The 17,829-nt window shown below is 73.6% G+C and carries 1 protein-coding gene; it reads left to right on the forward strand.

Going from position 1 to position 17,829, the window contains the following annotated elements; genetic code table 11:
* Positions 1–2: 2 nt before the first annotated feature.
* Positions 3–17,828 carry a LysM peptidoglycan-binding domain-containing protein gene (locus K1T35_RS00975; RefSeq protein ID WP_220258309.1) on the forward strand — a complete coding sequence of 5,942 codons (17,826 nt, stop codon included), beginning with the start codon at positions 3–5 and terminating at the stop codon, positions 17,826–17,828.
* The last annotated feature ends 1 nt before the right edge of the window (position 17,829 follow it).

A 17,829-nucleotide genomic window follows, 5' to 3' on the forward strand; every position in this document is an offset into this window, starting at 1 on the left:
GTGTGAACGATGAAGAGACCGATGCGGTGCGGGACGCGAAGAAGATCGTCGCGGGGCTCCGCGGGACGACCGGGAAGCAGCGCGCCGAGCTCATCCGGCGGGCCGAGCGGTGGGCCGAGAAGGCGCGCGACGAGATCACCCGCGATCCGAAGGTCGCCGCCACGGTGAAGGCGGTGCTCGACAAGGCGGGCGTGCGCGACCAGGTCGACGACGCCGAGCGGCCGACCACCATGGAGGGCCACCGCTGCGCCGACGGTTCGTGGGGCGGCCAGGAGTGCGGTGCCGCGACTACGGGCGATCAGGGGCCGCCCGGCAAGCGCGGCCCGCCGTCCGAGGACCAGACGTCCGGGGCCGACGAGGGCGGAGCCGACGAGGGCAGGGCCCGCGTCGCGAAGGTCCTCGACGACCGGATCGCGGTCCAGCGCGGCCGCGACGCCCTCGCGATCGAGCGGAAGAACGTTGCCGCCGGCAAGGGCGACGCCGCGGCGTACGCCCGGCATGCACGAGCGCAGCAGGCCCTCGAGCGCAAGGTCGCCGCGGAGAGCAAGAAGCTGTCGCGCCACGAGAACAAGCTCATCGGCGACGTCGTCGCCGGGCACCGCGCCCTCACGACCTCTGAGAAGACCCTCGCAGGCGAGCGCAAGCGCGTCGTCGCCGGCAAGCTGAGCGATGCGACCTACCGCGCCCACCTCGCCGCCTACTCCACCCGCCGATCGCAGGTCTACGCCGACACCGGCAAGCTGCAGGACATCCTCGGCGGCAGCGGCACGGACGGGCGTCCCGACGATCTCGACGGGAACGGCGTCTCCGCCGGCTGCGACCGCTCCGGCGCGATCGCCGAGTGCTCCACCGCGAGCAGGGCGGGCGGGTCCACCAAGACGGATCGCTGCGTGGCTCTCGCGGGCATCTCCGCCGGCTGCTCCGCCGCGGCCGGCTCCGGCCATCAGAAGGCCGCCGTCTCGTGCACGCTCACCGGCTCGGCGAAGGGCTGTCGCAGCTCCGCCACGTTCGGCAGCAACACCGCGTCGAGTTCGTGCGCCGGGGGTGCCGCGTGCGCGATGCGCAGCACGGCCACCGCCACCGATGCCAGCACCAGCTGCCGCACGTCCGCTGGTTCGTGCACGGGTGACACGTCCGGCCCCCGCATGTCGGCGAAGGTCGCGGCCAACGTCACGTCGGCATCGTGTGAAGGCCGGTGCACGCTCACCGGACGCGTCGACGCCCGCAACGCCGACGCCGACTGCCGCGCCGAGAACGGCAACTGCAGCGTCCGCGGCGTCGGTCGCGGGGTGAGCAGCGGCGCCGCCTCCTGCCGGATCTCCGGTGGTACCTGCGACGCCACCGGCGGCGCCCGCTACGTGAACGGCGTGCTGTCGAGCACCGCCGACGCAGGAGTCGACTGCCACGCCGAGATCTGCCACGGCACCACCGACACCGCGGCCCGCGGCGCCGTGCGCGGGATCCCCGTCGCCGGCAAGACGGTGCCCGTCCGGGCCACGACCACCACGTCGAAGTGCACGATCAACTCCGGCGACTGCCGCTCGCAGGCGGGCTCCGACGTCACGACCGTCGCCGGCATGGTGGCCGGCACCCGCGACGGCGTCGCGAAGAGCACGGGCGGCTCGGACGCCGACTGCGCCGCCACGACCTGCGCGGTCGGCATCACCGGCGCGACTGCGGGGTCGGCCACCGGTGACGTCACGCGCGCCAGCTCGGGCACCGTCAGCTGCACGGTGCACGGCGCCGGTGGCACGTGCGAGACCGACACCGCCACGACGGTCGGCCACCACAGCGTCTCGACCGCCGACGCGGCCCTGCACTGCACCGGCGGCCCGGGCACGTGCGGCGGCGCCGCGGCGACCGAGGTCCAGGCCATCGACGCGGCGATCAGCGCCGTCCCGCGCGGCGCACGCGGCAACGTCGCCTGCACGGTGACCGGCGGCCGCTGCGACGCCACCACGAACGGCACGTCGACCACGGTCGGCGGGGGCGCGGGCCGCACCACGGCCACCGCCGCTCTGGACTGCCCGAAGGGCTGCACCGGCACCGCCACCAGCTCGACCGCCGCGTTCGCCGGCACCCGGCAAGCCAAGGCCACCACGGCCACGGTCACCTGCTCCCTGCAGAACGGCGCCTGCGGGGGCGAGGCGCGGTCGGCGGCCTCCACCACCGGCGACGCGATCGCGCTGCTGACCGGGAAGACATCCACCGGCACCCGGCTCGCGCTGTCCAGCGTGGCTGACGCGAACGCGCACCTGAACTGCGAGCGCGGCTGCACCGGCGGCGTGACGTCGGCGGCGAAGGGCTCGGACGGCATCGAGAAGCGCGGTTCCGACAGCTCGGCACGCTGCACGCTGACGGGTGGGACGTGCTCGGGCGCGTCCCGTTCGATCGCCAGCGGTGCCACCGACGTCGCGGACGTGGTGCGCGCGATCAACGAGGACGAGCAGCAGACACCCGCCCCGCTGGCGCCCGGCGACGGATCCAGGCAGGCCATCTCCGCGCCGGTGGCGGGCCCGTCGAGCGTGTCGGACTCGTTCGCGCTCGCCGACTGCCCGGACGGCTGCACGGGCGGCGTGTACTCCCGCACGACCGGTTCGCACGCCCCGGTGCTGGCGAACCGGCACCCCGGCGGCACGGGTGCGCGCGGTCCCCCGTCGGCCAGCACGACCAACACCCGCGGTACCTGCACGGCCACCGATCCCTGCCGGGTCCAGATCCAGTCGAGCTCCGGCGCGGGCGCCGGTGTGAACTACCTGGTCGAGCGCAATGCCAGCGCCACCGACAACTCCGAGTCTTCCGGGAAGTCCGGGAAGGCAGCTCCGTCACCGCTGCCGGTGACGTCGAGCCAGTCCTGGGTCTACGCCCAGTGCGGTGGACCGGACTGCGCGGTCCGCACCGTCAGCGACGCGTACACCAGCGGCGCCGGTGACGCCGCGAAGACCCACTCCCACTCCGCCGGCCGCTGCCGGGCCGAGACCGCCTGCGGCGTCGGCTCCGACGCCGGCGCCAGCACCCTCCTCCACACCGGCCTCGGCACCCCGCACGTGCGGGGCCGCAAGGCGACCTGGATCCCGGGTGTCGCGGGTTCCGCACAGTCCGGTTCCTCGCTCGACTGCCCGGACGGCTGCGACGGCGCCGTCACCGGCGACTCGACCTCGGCCGCCAGTCCCGACGGCGGCGCGACCGCCGGGATGGACGCGGTGCGCAACGGGTCGAAGCGGCCCGTGAGGCCCGCCGCAACCGACCCGGTCGCCACCGGCCGCGCCCATGCCTCCACCGCCTGCCAGCAGGCGTGGGGCGAGTGCCGGGCAGGGGTCGTCACCGGGGTTTCGGCGAGCGCCACCCCGAACGAGGCCGGCCGGTTCGGTGTGGCGTCGGCATACTCGTCCGGCAGCTGCGGCAGCGCGGCGAAGGCCTCGTGCCCGACGAAGGCCGCCTCGACGTCACTGGGCACCGACAACCCGACCACGCTGGGCAGGCCCGGAGTCGTCATCCCGGTCGGCGCGGCGAAGATGATCTCCAGCGCGACGTGCGCGAGAGCCGGATCGTGCGACACGTCCACCGGCGCCTACGCGGCCGACCACCTGGCTGAGGCAACGGGTGCCTGCACCGGTGCGGGCTGCCGCGTCGGCACGACAGGACGGGCGACGGCAACCCCCACGCGCGGCGCACTGGCCCAGATGATGAAGGCCGCGGCCGCCGCGGAGAAGCGAGCCGCTGCCAAGGCGTACGCGAAGATGTCGCCGGCGCAGAAGGCCGCCGCCCGCAAGGCCGCCGCACAGAAGGCCGCTGCCCAGCGGGCCGCGGCGAAGGAGGCGGCGGCTCGGCAGGGGACGGCATGCGCCGGACCGTGCGCGCCGACGACGGCGATCAGGGGTGCGCACATCGCGGTGGCCGGCTCCTCCTGCACCGCCACGTCGGCGAAGGCGTGCAAGGTCGACGGTCGGGTGGGCGCGACTCCGCAGGGAGCCCAGGCGTCGGCCGGGTGCACGGGCCTGGCGGCGTCGTGCCGGCACTCCTACGCGGTGCGCAGCGTGGTGAGCGACCGGTTCCGCGGCAACGTCGCCGTCGGCCGGGCCGCGTGCGGCGACCGTGCCGGTGCCGGCACGGGCTGGTGCGCGACGACGGCGCTGGCGGAGACGGACTACAGCCAGGCCCTCGCCGGTGCGGCGTGCGCGGGCAGCAAGACCGCGAACTGCACGTTCGCGTACCGGGGGAGCAGCGCATCCGGCCAGAAGGCGCGCAAGGCCGGTGCGAAGGCACTCGCCCACGGTTCCCAGAACGGTCGGGTCGGCGGTGGAACCGTGCTGACGACCGCGCTCGCGGCCGCGGCCGGCAACCAGGCGATGGCCTCCGCTGCCTGCTACGGCACCAAGGGCACGAACTGTCGTTACTCCTACATCGCTCGCGCGGGCGACAAGGCGCGAAAGGGCAGCAACAAGGCCGCGGCGCAGGCAGTGGGGTGGAAGAGCGGCCGGACCGGCGGCGGCGGTGTCGGAGTCGCGGCGCAGGCGATGGCCGGCCGGGGTTACGCGGCGGCAGCGGCGGTCTGCGAAGGCGTCGGCACCTGCCACCGCAGCTACTCCGCCTCGGCGTCAGCCCGTGACTCCCACGGCGCGAACACGGCACGGGCCCACGCCGCCGGGTCCGGCCGCGGCGGCAAGGGCTCCGGCATGGTCCTCGTGATGGCGCAGGCCAAGGCCGGCCCGGGCTACGCGTACGCGGCGGCTGCGTGCTCCCGCGCGGCGAACTGCCGGTACGGCTACTCGGCGACGGCGAAGGCATCGGCCCGGTTCGGCGCCAACACGGCGTGGGCGAAGGCGCACGGTTCGGGCGGCGGCCGCGTGGGCTCGGGTGGAGTGGTGGTGAGCGCGCAGGCGCAGGCCGGCCCCGGCTACGCGTTCGCCGCGGCCTCGTGCACGGGAGCGCGGAACTGCCGCCACAGCTACGGCGCGCACGCCGAGGACTACGCGGCCTCGCACGGCAGCTGGGCGTGGGCCCGCTCCGACGGCTCCGGCGGCGGTGGCCAGGGCAGCGGCGGCGTCGTCACCACTGCCGTGGCAATCGCGGGCAAGGGCTACGCGCAGGCGCAGGCGTCCTGCTCCGGGGCGCGCAACTGCAGCACGGCGAAGAACCAGCACGTCAAGCCGATCATCGTCTACCGGGTCGTCACGAAGAAGAAGGTGAAGCAGGCGCCGCGCGGCTCCGGCAGCGGTGAGGACACCACGCGCACGTCGGTCGTCGACTGCGGGGCGGCGAACCAGGCGGGCGCGTCCTCGTGCACCGAGTACGGCAACGGGAAGAAGACCAGCTACGAGCTCAACGACCACACCCGTCGGGAACTGCGGTTCGAACGGCGGACCGGCAACGCCGACCAACGGCGCGAGGCCGAGTACTACATGGGCAAGGCGGGTGGCGACTACAACAGCCGCGTTCAGGGCAAGGACGCGAAGACCGGGAAGACGAAGGTCCAGTACGGGACGATCGAGCGGCGCCCGCAGGACCAACTGACCAGCACCGCGACCACCGTGGTGATCAGCCGGACCGCACCGAAGATCATCAAGACGGACAAGGAGTCGCTGCCGCCACCGTCGATCGTCGTCGGGCGGACGACCTGCGGCACGTCCGGATCGATCCGCACCTGCGTCAACTCCGACGGCACCGGCAAGCAGGTCGGCAAGATCGAGAAGTACGACACGAACGACATCTTCTCCCTCCAGAAGGCGTGCACCGGTGGCATCGGCGGCGCCTGCGGCCGGATGCTCGCGATGTCCGTCGGCGGCGACGAGATGCAGGTGCGCGACGGCAAGAAGATCATCAGCCTGCACGCAGGCCTCGCGCCGAAGGCGGCGCTGCCGCTGCCGAAGGGTGGCAACGGCGAGTCCTGCGGCCGCTACGCCGGGCCGGAGTTCCACTGCCAGTCGTTCGCAGGCGGCAAGCCGGTCGGTGATCCGCGCACGCTCTTCGGCTTCAAGGTCGAGAACCCGCTCAAGACGTACACGCAGTGCACCAGGACGGCCGTCTGCACCGATGTCGAGCAGGGCACGACCCTGCCGCGCTCGTTGCCGATGACCTACGACAAGGGTTGGCAGAACGAGCTCGCGGCATCCTGCAGCGCGAAGGGGGGCTCCAACTCCAGCACGTGCATCTCCGCGCGAGCCCTGGGCGACCCCGACGGGGTCGCCTGGGACACGACCAAGGAGATCAAGCTCTCCGTCACGCCGTTGGCGCAGAACAACCCGAGGTCCGGGTCCGTGACGACGGTGTTGAACCCGGACGGCTCCCGCCGCCTCACCACCGCCTACGACGCCACCCAGGGCGCTTACCTCGGCGGCTCGCTCGACGGCGGCGAGGTGCGGCTCCAGCCGCACCGGGCGGTGCCGGTCCGGGTGCTCCGCCTACCGGCAGGTGATCGCCAGTACCTGGGCGGCGACGACCGGCGGAACCTGTCGTTCGTCGACACCTACCCGGACGGCTCCAAGGTTCGCTGGGACGTCCACGACGACCAGCACGGCATCCGCACCTCCACCCGGACCACCTACGACTGGGGCCTCGTGCCGCGTCGGACGACCATCACCGAAGAGGTCCCGGCCGTGGTAACCGACGTCGGGACGAACACGGTGTTCGGCGCCCACGGTGTCGCCGAGGAACGCGGGTACCTGCGGGTCGCGAACACCGAGGGGACCTACACCAACGGCGACCCGAACAACCGGCGTGGCGGCAACGTGGTCTTCCGCCCCGACATGGTCCGCGACGGGCACATCATCGGCACCGACTCGGGCACTGACTGGCACCCCGTGATCGCGGTGGACGACCAGGGCCGGCACGTCATCAGCGGCACGTTGTCCAGCGGCGACGCCGTGTACCCCGCGAAGCTCCGCTCCCCGCGGATGGAAGACGGGAAGCCGGTCGAGGACCCGATGCTGCAGGTCGCGATGCCGTCCGACCACCAGACTCTCGTCGATGTCACCTCCGCGATGGGCGGCATGGACCAGAGCTACGCCGCCGTCGTGGACGGGGTCCGCTACCAGGTGTACACGCCCCGCATCGAGCGCGGATACGAGCGGTTGGTGCGAAACAGCAAGCACCTCTACGCGGACGTCACGGCCGATGGGGTCCCGCTCGGAACCCGGATCAAGACGGGCGCGCTCGGCGCCGGCAGCATCGCGCTGGACGCCGCGACCCTGACCGGCACCAACGTCTACGAGTACGGCAACGACTGCCGCACGGCCGGCACGAACTGCGGGCGAGCCACCCGGGACGCGGCGCTCGGGCTTGTTTCGGTGCTGCCCGTCGGGAAGGGCATCGGATTCGTCGGCAAGTTGGGCGCCAAGGCGCTCAAACTCGGTGTCCGCGGCGGGGCGACCGCGGCCTCCGGCCTCGGTCGCATGACGGTCGCGCTCTCCGAGAAGGCGGCGGCGTCCCGGTTGGCCGGGTCCGCGCTCGCGAGGGGTGGTGCGCTCGCGGCCGGCGTGCGGGGCACGGCGGCGTTCACCCGGCTCGCCACCGGTGCGGCGGCGGTGCAGCGGGTCGTCGGCCCAGCGGTGCGCGTGGGTTCCACCGCCGTGGTGCGTGTCGCGGGAGGGGGACGTTGGCTCGGCACGCAGTTGCTGCGGGGCGGCCGTGGCGCCGGCAACATGCTGACCGCGGGTGCGGCCGCCCTGGGCACCGTGGTGGATCCGGTCTTCCGGGTGGTCAACGTGATCCCGCCGCTGCGCGCCGGGTTCTACGCCCACACCGTCGACAACGCCGCCGAGGCCTACCACCAGGTGAGGGCGTGTGACGGGCGGACATCGTGCGCGCTGGCCGGGGCACACGCCGGTCTGCTCGCGTTCGACGTCCTCGCCGGGCGCGGCTTGACCAACACGTTCGAGAACGGGCCGGCCTGCGTGGGCGGGCACGTCGGAGGGTGCTCGTTGCTGGCGCTGGACGTGGCCGGCACCGGCGTGCTGGCCCATCCGGGTAAGCCGGTCCTCCGCGGCCCACCCCGGGAGCGGGCACCCTCCGACGCGGCCGACCGGACCGACCTGACTGCCGAGCTGAAGGCACAGGGGCGGGTCGACTCGAGGGTCGTCGATGTCCGCCCCGGCCGCGACGGCGGCGCGGTCGGGATGGACGCGCACGGGCAGCAGCGGGTCCTCACCGACCGGGGCGAGGACTTCCGCGATGTGGGGGTGCCGCAGGAGGACGTGACCGACTTCGTCATGACGGCCGTCACCGAGGGCACCGTCGTCCGGTCACTGCGCACGAAGCGCGGTACCCGCGCCGACTACGAGCTGGACTGGAAGGGCGGGCGCTATCGCGTCACCGTGGCGGTCGATCGTCGCGGGCTCGTCGGCAGGGTCGATCGACCCGTGCGGATCGGCGATCCCCCGCGTCCGGGCCGGCCGGCGTCGCCGAAGATCAAGATCATCAAGTCCGCTCCGGGCGGGGCGTCGACCCCAGGAACGTTCCCCGGCTTGCGGAACGACCCTCTGCCGGGGCCGGTTGTCGACCGGATCAACGCCCCGGTCGAGCCGTCGCGCTGGTCGACCGTGACCAGGATTCCTGGCTACACCCCTTCGCGGACGACCGCGAGCCGCCCGATCGACTCGGCCACCGCGCCGGCGCGGACGTCCGCCGAGGTGCCGAAGGGTCGGACCTGGCTGCAGAAGATCGGTGACCAGGCGAAGGTGCTGCTCCTGCGCGCCGGCATGCAGACCGTCGCCGTCGCCGTGACCGCCTTCCCGTCGCCGGCCCGGCTCGACACCGTGCCGACCGACACGACGCCGTTCGTGAACTACCAGTCCATCGGACCCAAGTGGCTGGTCTCGCGTGGCGACAAGGACTTCAACCCGTCGGCTCCCGACCTGTCGCTGCGGTCGCGCGGCGGGATGGGGCGGGGCATCTTGCGGACCGCCACCGACAGCCCGCCTCCGGGGGTGTCCCGGCGCGAGTGGCGCGCGGCCGACAACCCCGCGCGTGTGCAGCTGCGTGCCCGGTACGCGCAGGCGCAGCAGCGCGAGCTGGACTCCGCGCGCACAGACCTGGCCGCCGAACGGCAACGGCAGCAGGCTCTGCCGGCGGAGCAGCGGACGGTACTGGACTTCGGGCCGGTCTCGCGGGCGAGCGCCGCGGCGGCTGATGCCTGGATGCGGGTGCGTCTCCAGGAGAACGCGGCCCCGCGCCCGGTCGGTGTGGTGCGGCTCGCCGTCGACGGCGACCGGACAGACGGGGCCGTGCAGCCGGTGCCCGTGCCGGACGCAGGCGGGCTCGTGCTGCCCCCCGAGGTGGCCGCGGTCGTGTTCGACCTGCCGCCTGCCGAGACCGACGCCTGCGCCGCCGTCTGCATCGTCTCGCGCCCGTCCGGCACGGAGGCCGACGACGGCGTGATCGCCTACGTCGACGCCAGCTCCGGGCGGATCCACCTCGACGCCGATCTGGCCACGGCGATGCTGACCGGACAGATCGGGACGGAGCAACGCCAGGCGCTCGGTCGGCACCTGCTCGGTGCGCTGCAGAACGCGCAGCGGCCGTGGACGCAGCGGGTGGCCGACGGCGAGCCCTGGACCGCGGCCGACCTGGTGGCTGCTGGACAGTCGCGCGCGGCGACCCCGAAGCCGGCGACCGACGAACACGACGCCGCCTCCACGTTCGTCCTCGGGCTGCTCCGGGGCGAGCTGCCGGCCGGTGGCCCGGCCCGTGAGTCCGGCGCCGGGCTGACCGCTGCGCAGCTGCGCGCTATGGCGGACCTGCTGCGCTCAGTCACCGGCAGCGAGCTGCTGACCCCGCATGAGGTCGCCTACTTCTTCGGCGTGCCGCTCGCCGAGGTCGAGGACGTGGGATGCACCGGCATCTGCGTGGTCCGCAACTTGGACGAGCAGGTGGCGCGGACCGGGGTCGACGACCTGGTGATGTACGCCGACGGTGCGACCGGGCTGATCGTCGTCGACGCCCGGACCATGGATGCGCTGCGCGCCGGGGTCCTCGGGAAGGACGCGCTGCGCGCGCTGGGTCGGCACGAGCTCGCCGAGCTGCGCAACGCCCGGCTCCCCGAGGGGCAGCGGCTGCCGCACGACCGGCTCCCGGCGCTGCCCGACATGACCCCGGTCGGCACTTGGCGGCGGGCGATGCAGCGCCTCGCCGCCGGCGAGTCGGTCGCAGAGTCGGACCTGGGCCCGTGGTTCGGGGAGAACTACCGCCATTACCGCCGCGACGGGACGGTCCACATCCGCCGGCGTGACGGCCGGGCCGACGACGACCTGCACCCGCAGCTGGTGCCCGCCGGTCAGGGTCGGGTGCGGGCCGCCGACGTGCCGGGGCCTGCCCGGTTCGTGCCGGGGAAGCCCGTGGCCGGGGACCACCACACGCTCAGCGGCCCGTGGCGGGAGATCGCCGACCTGGTGTCCGCAGGCCGCGGGTGGCTCAGCGGGAAGATCGCGGAGTGGTGGGCGGCAGGCAACCGCGAGCTCGCCGTGCGCGGCGAGCACACGCGCACCAACGTCGGCGAGGCGCTGGGCACGATCGCGGGCGAGCACGCAGTGGAGGACCTGCAGCGGGAGTACGGGCCGCGCGGCTACCGGATCGAGGAGGTCCTCCGCGATCTGAGCGTCGACGACACCCGCGCCGGCACGGGCCGGTTCGATCGGATTCTGCGCGTGACCAGGCCCGACGGCACCGCCGAGATCTGGATCATGGAGGAGAAGGCGCCTTCGAGCAGGCGTGGCAGCAGCTTCGGCCCGGATGGGGATCTTCTGCGCTACGAGCAGGGCCACCCCCGGTACGTGCTGCGCAAGCTGGAGGAGATGCGCGCTCGCGGCGGCGACGAGCGCGTGCTGGCCGACGAGATCCAGGCGGCGATCGACGCAGGACAGTTCCGGTACTTCGAGGTCCGGGCGCGACCGATCGAGAACGAGCGGTACTCCGGCTACCTCCGGCGGGAGTTCGACCAGACCGACCGCACCACTCCGATCCGGGACGAGCGGGGCGCGACGTCGCCTCTGGTCGCGGCGCTGACGGCCGTGCTGGTGCCCGGCGCAGGGGTCGCCGTCGCGATCTTGGGCTGGCCGGCCGCCCTGGTGGTCGGTGCGCTGGGAGCGGTGGCGGCGGCGGTCGTTGTCGTGCTCCGGCACGCCGGATCCGACGTACGGGTCCGCGGGCCACCGCGGGTGTGGCAGCAGATCGTCCGCATCGGCCGGGCGGTCGCTACCCGGCTCGTGGCCGCTGTGCCGAGGCTCGCGCGGCGGGTGACCGGGGCGTCCGGTGTCGTGCTGCTGCTCGCCGCGACCACGCTCGGCTTCGGGATCCTCGGGACCGAGGACGCCGCCGGTACGACCACGGTGTCGGAGCTGCACGTCGAGCGCGGCGACACGCTGTTCGGGCTGGCCCGCGCGCTGGGCGTCACGCCGGAGGAGCTGGCGGCTGCCAACCCGCACGTGTGGCCGAGCCGCGCCGACTGGAACCGGCTGGCTGCCGGTGAGGAGCTGAACATCCCGGCTTCCTGGGACGGGACGTGGCGGGTGCGCCAAGGCGACTCGATCTGGGTCATCGCCGCCCGGTTCGACCTGCCCGGTGGCTGGACGGTGCTGGCCAGGCAGAACCGGTCCACCGTCGCGGATCCCGATGTCATCGGGATCGGCCAGCGCCTCGTCATCCCGGGCGCGTCACAGGAGCCGACCCAGAAGCCGACCCAGAAGCCGACCCAGAAGCCGACGATCCGTCCGAGCACGCCCGCGACCGGAACCCCGCTGCCGACGAACTCGGGCACCGGGTCGCACGTCGACTGGCGGCCGCTGGCGTGGATCGGCGGTGTCATCGCCGGTGTCGCTGCGCTGGTGGCCGCGATGTTCGGCGTCGTTCGCGTCCTGCGCAACCGCCCGCACCCTCTGGTCACCGCCGCCGGGCGGCCCACCGGTGCTGGGCCCGGTGCAGCGGGCAGCGTGCTGCAGGCCGTGTACGAGGGCGGGACCGCCGGCATGGACGTCGACGAGATCGCCGCGGCCACGCAGCGGCCCGCGGACGAGGTCGCGAGGGTGTTGGACCAGCTCGTCGAGACCGGCGTGCTGGAGCGCGACGGGCCCGGGTACCGGCTGTCGGATCTGATCCGGGCCGCGCTGGACGCCGCGCCCGCCGACCTGCGGACCGCGATCATGGATCAGCTGTTGCCGCGCACGGACGACCCGGTGGCCGCCGCCGATCTCGTTCGGTCGGCGGCGAAGCCCGCAGCCGTGTGGAAGCGCGCCGCCACGGCCGTGCGGCAGCTCGGCGCCGTGCTGCGTCGCGTCTCGCTCGTGGTGCGGATGCTCATCTCGACCGAGCGGACGCGCCGGCTCGTCGTCGCGCGCCTTTCCGCACGGCAGCGTGGCTGGATCGCCTGGTTCGTGCAGCAGTCCTCCATCGCCGAGGTGGGCCGGCTCAGCGGTCTCGGCAGCGCAATGGTGGCGGCGATCGTCGACGGGATCGTCCCGGTCGCGCCGCCGGCGGCCGGCTCAGCAGACGCGCTGCGGGAAACGCTCACGACGTTGGGGTCGACGGTGCCGGAGCTGGCGGCGGCTCGTTCCGGCCTGCGCGCGCTCGCTGCGGTGCAGGGCGCTCTCCGCGACGCGGTGCGGGCGGCGGTGGCCACGGTCGCCGCGGCCGGGATCCGCCCGGTCCGCTCGGTGCGCGCCGACGGCACCGTCCGGCCGGGCCGCGTCGTGCGGGTGCTGCGCGCGACCCAGAACCTCCCGCAGACCCGGATCGTGCGGATCGGCGTCCGCATCGCGCAGTTCCGGCCGGGGAGGCGGCTGGTCGTGGCGCTGGACCAGTACGGCCCGCAGATCGGTCGGACCGGGTTGGCCATCGGCGCCATGCTGCTCGGCGGCGGTGCCGCGATCACCGGCTGGCCGGGGGTGCTCACCGGTGCCCTCGGCCTCGCCGCGATCGCCGTGAGCAGCCGCCTGCACCCGATCCGCGGCCCGCCGGCAGTGCTGGTGACCGCCGTGGTCGCTGCCGGCTCGGCGTTCGTCGGCCTGTTCCACGGATTCCTCGGCGGCCGGCTGCGCACCGCCACCGGGGAGCACGGCTGGCTCACCACCCTCCAGCACCTCGCTGACCAGTTCCCGCTCTCCGCCCGGCTGCTCGCCGGAGCGGTGACCGTGCTGCTGGTGTACCGCGCGGTGCAGCAGCGATCCGCGGCGCGCCGGGCGGAGGGCTACGAGGTGCACCCGAGGCGCGACTCGTGGGGGTCGGCCGCTGCCGTGACGGTCGCGACGCTCGGGTACCTGTTCTTCGTCGGGGCCGCCGGGCTCACGGAGCGGGTGGTCGCGGTGGCCGTCGCGGTCCTCGCGGGCATCGCCGTTTCCGGGTTCCAGCGGAAGACGACGGGCCGTGGCCGGGTACTGGCCGCGGCGGCCGCCGGGGTGTCGGCGATGCTCACCTCTCTGCTCGGACGCTGGATCGGCATCGGAGAGATGACCGATGGCACGGTCCCGTTCTTCAGGGTGGCGGCTGCCGGGCTGGCCGCCTACCTGCTCGGAATGCTCGGCGACCAGATCATCGCGGCCTTCGCGCAGTGGCGGGCGCACCGCGTCGCCACCAAGGAGCACCGGGAGCTGTCGTCGAGCAGCGCTCACGAGCGCCGCGCGCTCACCCGCAGCCTGCTCGACTGGACCTTCGCCATGTCGTTCGACTGGAGGGTGGTGCGCTGGCGGCTGGATCCGCTGATCAACAGCGTGATGATCGCCGTGATCGCCATGCCGGTCAGGGCTTCGACCCTCCTCTACGAGGTGCTGGTCGCCGGGTCTGCGGCATGGCTGGTCATCATGATCAACCGGCGGCGCGACCGCCGTGACCAGCTGAGCGGCGGATACGGATCGAAGTCCTCGCGGTCGATCCGCAAGCCGTTCCGCCGGCAGGTGCAGCTGCCGTGGCACGAGCGGACACCTGCCGAGGCAGCGGTGCGCGCCGCACTGGCCGAACTGGGGATCCCGACCGACGTCGAACTCGGCGAACTCACCCCGGAACAGCGGGCCGCGCTCGTCGAACTGGTCGGCGAGAACCTGCGTCCGAACATCGACGATCTCGTCACGCTCGTCGCCGCGTGGATGAGCGCGTACCGGTCGGCGCACATCGAGGACATCCGGGAGCGCCTCGCAGCGCTGGCCACGCAGCGGGCCGAGCAGCACGCGGTGACGGTCGCGCATCTGGTGCTGACGATCGAGCAGGCGCTCAAGGCTCCGGGCCTCGGAGGTGAACTGCACGAGCTGCTCGTGGAGATCGTCGAGCGGCTCCGGTCGCACCCGGACGTCCAGCGGCTGATCGCGGCGGGCGACGCCGGATGGGGCGCCCGGACGCACTCGGCGATCAAGGAGAGCGACGATCTCCGCAGCGAGTACCACCGGCTCTTCCACCTGCTGCTGCTCGATCTGCGCCGCGCGCTCGGGCACCGGCATCCGCGGCTGGACGAGCTGCTGGAACAGATCCAGCGGATCGAGCAGGCCGAGGCCCGCGACCTGCAGCGCGAGACCGATCCCGACCCGCTGACGGCCACCATCAACCGCCTCGACCAGCGGTTGAAGAGCATCGACGACCGGAACTTGTCGACGCTGGACGAGCACCGCAAGGTCCTCGTGCTGCTCCGCAGCACGGCCCTGTTCGCGAACGAGCAGCGGCTGAGCCGCTCTTCCCGGAGGACGGCGCGTGCGCATCTCACGGAGCGGCTGAACGCCATCCGTTCGTCGGGCGCAGCGCTGATCGGCGAGACCACGTTGCTGCGCCTGCTCATGTGGGTCGCCGCCGCGCCGCTGCCCGTCACACCCGCCGAACTGGACGGGATCGGCGGGCGGACCGCCCGCCAGTGGCAGGCCGCGCTCACCGTTCTCGTCGAGGCGGGCCTGCTGATCGGTGGGCCGGCGGAGGGCTACCGAGCCGAGCGCTGGCTGCTCGTGGCCTGGCAGGACGCCGATCCGCGGCTGCGCCACGCGCTCCTCACCGCGCCCGTCGAACTGCAGGCACACCTCGAGTCGCTCGTGTCCGGCACGCGCAAGCGGAAGAAGGTGAAGCTGGCCGGCCAGGTGCTCCGGGACGTGCTCGACGAGGGCAACCGCGTGCTGCGTCACCACCGCGACGGCCACCTCTACGAGCTGGCGGGCCTCCGCAACCGCCTGCACGCGCTGGTCACCCGGCCGCGCCACGGGGCCGTCGACGCCGCCCGGATCGGGCGTGGCCAGTACGTGGGTGATCTCGGGTCGGTCGAACGGCTCTGGGCGGAACTCGTCGAGGAGCAGTGGAACGCGGTCCGGGCGGCCAAGGCGCGGCTCGCACGGGCAGGCCGGAACGAGGGGCGCGGATCGCGGCTGGTCCGGGAGGCGAGCGCTGATCTCGCCGTGGCGCTGGGGAGGCTGGCAGCGGCGAGGGACCAGTACGCGGCCGCCATGGAACGCCACGACATCTACCCGCACGTGTACTTCCGCGAGCTGGACCGGATCGAGCGGGTGCTGCAGCACGAACGCGGCAGCGACCCCACAGCGGAGGCCGGCGCGCTCCTGACGCAACTGCTGGCGAAGCTCGAGAAGGCGCTTCGTGATCTGCGGGCACGCCCGACCGATCCCGAGGCCATCCGCGCGGCTGAGCAGGTGCTCGACGAGCACGTCGCCGTCAGCGCCCTGGTGATCGAGACGATTGCGTGGCGGCCCCGCGGGAACTGGAAGAAGCACGGCAGGGCCTGGGAGCTGGCGCTGGAGCTGGCTTCGCTGGTCGCGATCAGCCCGGACGCCTCCGTCGTGAGCGCCGCGGGGCAGGAGGTTCCCCGATCCGCCGACATGCCGATGGACGAGACCGGCTGGATCGCCGACGGTATCGCCGCCGCCACCGTCCCGGCGCCCGGTGCGTCGAGCAACCAGGACGCCGCGGCCATCGGTGCGGACGGCGACATCAGGTTCGTCGCGGTCGCAGACGGGCTCGCCGACGGCCCGGCCGACGCGCGGCCCGCCGCCGCGGCCGTGCACGCGGCGATCGAGTCGCTGGAGAACTCGTCGGGCACGCCGATCGACGTGCGGCTGCGAGAGGCGATGCGCGCGGCCCAGCAGGCGGTGGCCGCCACGGCGACCGACACGCACGCACCGGCGACCACGCTGACCGTGGTCGCGGTGGTCCCGACCGGCACAGCGGGCGAGCACCTGATTCTCGCCGTCTGGACCGGCAACACCCGGGTCTACTGGCTGCCCGCCGGCTCGACGGGCAAGGCGACGCCGCTCACCCGGGACCACACCATCGGCGACCGGCTCACGAGCTGGCTCGCCGCCGACTTCGAGCCGACCATCGGCACCGTCGTCCGCACGGTCACCGGCGACGGGACGGTGCTGGTCGTCACCGATGGGCTCTGGCGACAGGTGCCGGAGCTCGGCGCCGCCGTCGGTGCCGGGGGCGACGCGCTCGCGGCCGTCCGCTCGGTGCAGGCCGCGGCGAGCACGATCGGCCGGGCCGACGACCGCACCGTCGCGGCCATCACGGTCCCGGCGCCGGCCCCGCATGCCCCCGGTCCGAGTGGCGGGACCGGGCCGGTGGTGTCGCCGCAGGGTGGGGCTCCGGCTGTCGGCCCGTCCGCCCCGGGTTCGGGCGGCACGCCCGCAGCACAGAGCGGGCCGTCGACCGGAGGGCAGTCGGCCCCGACAACGAGCGGCGTCGGCGGCACGCGCAAGCCGCACGGCAGCGCCGGCATCGACGAGCTCACGCGCCTGATGCTCGACGACGACCCGGTCTCGGAGCGGCAGCGGCGCTGGTGGGCCGATGAGCTCGACGAGGCGATGCGCCGGACGCCGCCGGTCGAGCTGGCCCTCGGCCCGTACAACGAGCTCCGCGCCATGGTGGTGGCGGCCATCGCGTTGCTCCGTGGGGAGTCGCCCGGGCCGGGGTGGGGAACCCTGCCTCCGGTCGTGCTGCACCAGTTGTCGGAGGATGCCCGCGAGGGGCTGGTCGACCACGCTCTCGGCATCGGCCCGGACGCCACCCACGTCGTCCGCGACGGTGCGGTGCACATCTACGCAACCACGGCGATCGGGGCCCTGCACGAGCTCGTCGAGGCCGTGACCGCTCCCGCCGCAGGCGTTCTCGCGTCGCAGGCGCACACGATTGCGACCATCGCGGAGCGAATCGTGGAGATGGACCTCGATGCGAAGGAGGGTGCGCGGAGGTCGAGCCGCCGCCCGGGCTGGTTGACGACGCGCGCAGCCCGGGAGATCACGCAGTGGGCGAACGAGCGCGACGACGTCCGCAACCTGATGGTCCTGCAGTACCAGCAGGTGCTCGCCGACATCGAGGAGCGGTTCGACGGCAGCCCGTGGGCCGACACCGTCCTCACCTACGCGGCGGAGTTCCACGATGCCCTGATCAAGGCGGCGCGTCCCCTCAGGATCCAGCCCGGCGCACTCCAGATCGAGTTCGACCGCGCCATTACCGAGCTCCGGGAGTTCGGGAAGCCCTTCGAGCCGAGGGGCCTTGCGGGCTGGAACGACCGGCGCAAGATCCACACGCAGCTGGACCGAGCGCGTCCCCGCTACTTCGGCCAGGACTTCGAGAAGAAGCTCAACCTGCTTCGGGAGAACGCCGAGAGGCACGGCATCCCGCTCGACCACGACCAGCTCCTCGCGATCGCCGCCCGGTGGAAGGCCTGGGAGATCTACGCCTGGGCAACCCCGTACGAGGCCGGCATCCAGGACGAGGCGGCCCGGCAGCTCGTACGACGGTGGCCGCAGATCGTGCCGGCGCTGTACGGGACGGCAGAACCCTCGAAGCTCCGGAATCGGGTGGCCCGGCTCGAGCAGGACCTCGAGAACGGTCTATCGACGCCGGCCGACCCGCTGGGGTGAT

This window comes from Pseudonocardia sp. DSM 110487 (assembly GCF_019468565.1).
In the GTDB taxonomy this organism is placed as follows: domain Bacteria; phylum Actinomycetota; class Actinomycetes; order Mycobacteriales; family Pseudonocardiaceae; genus Pseudonocardia.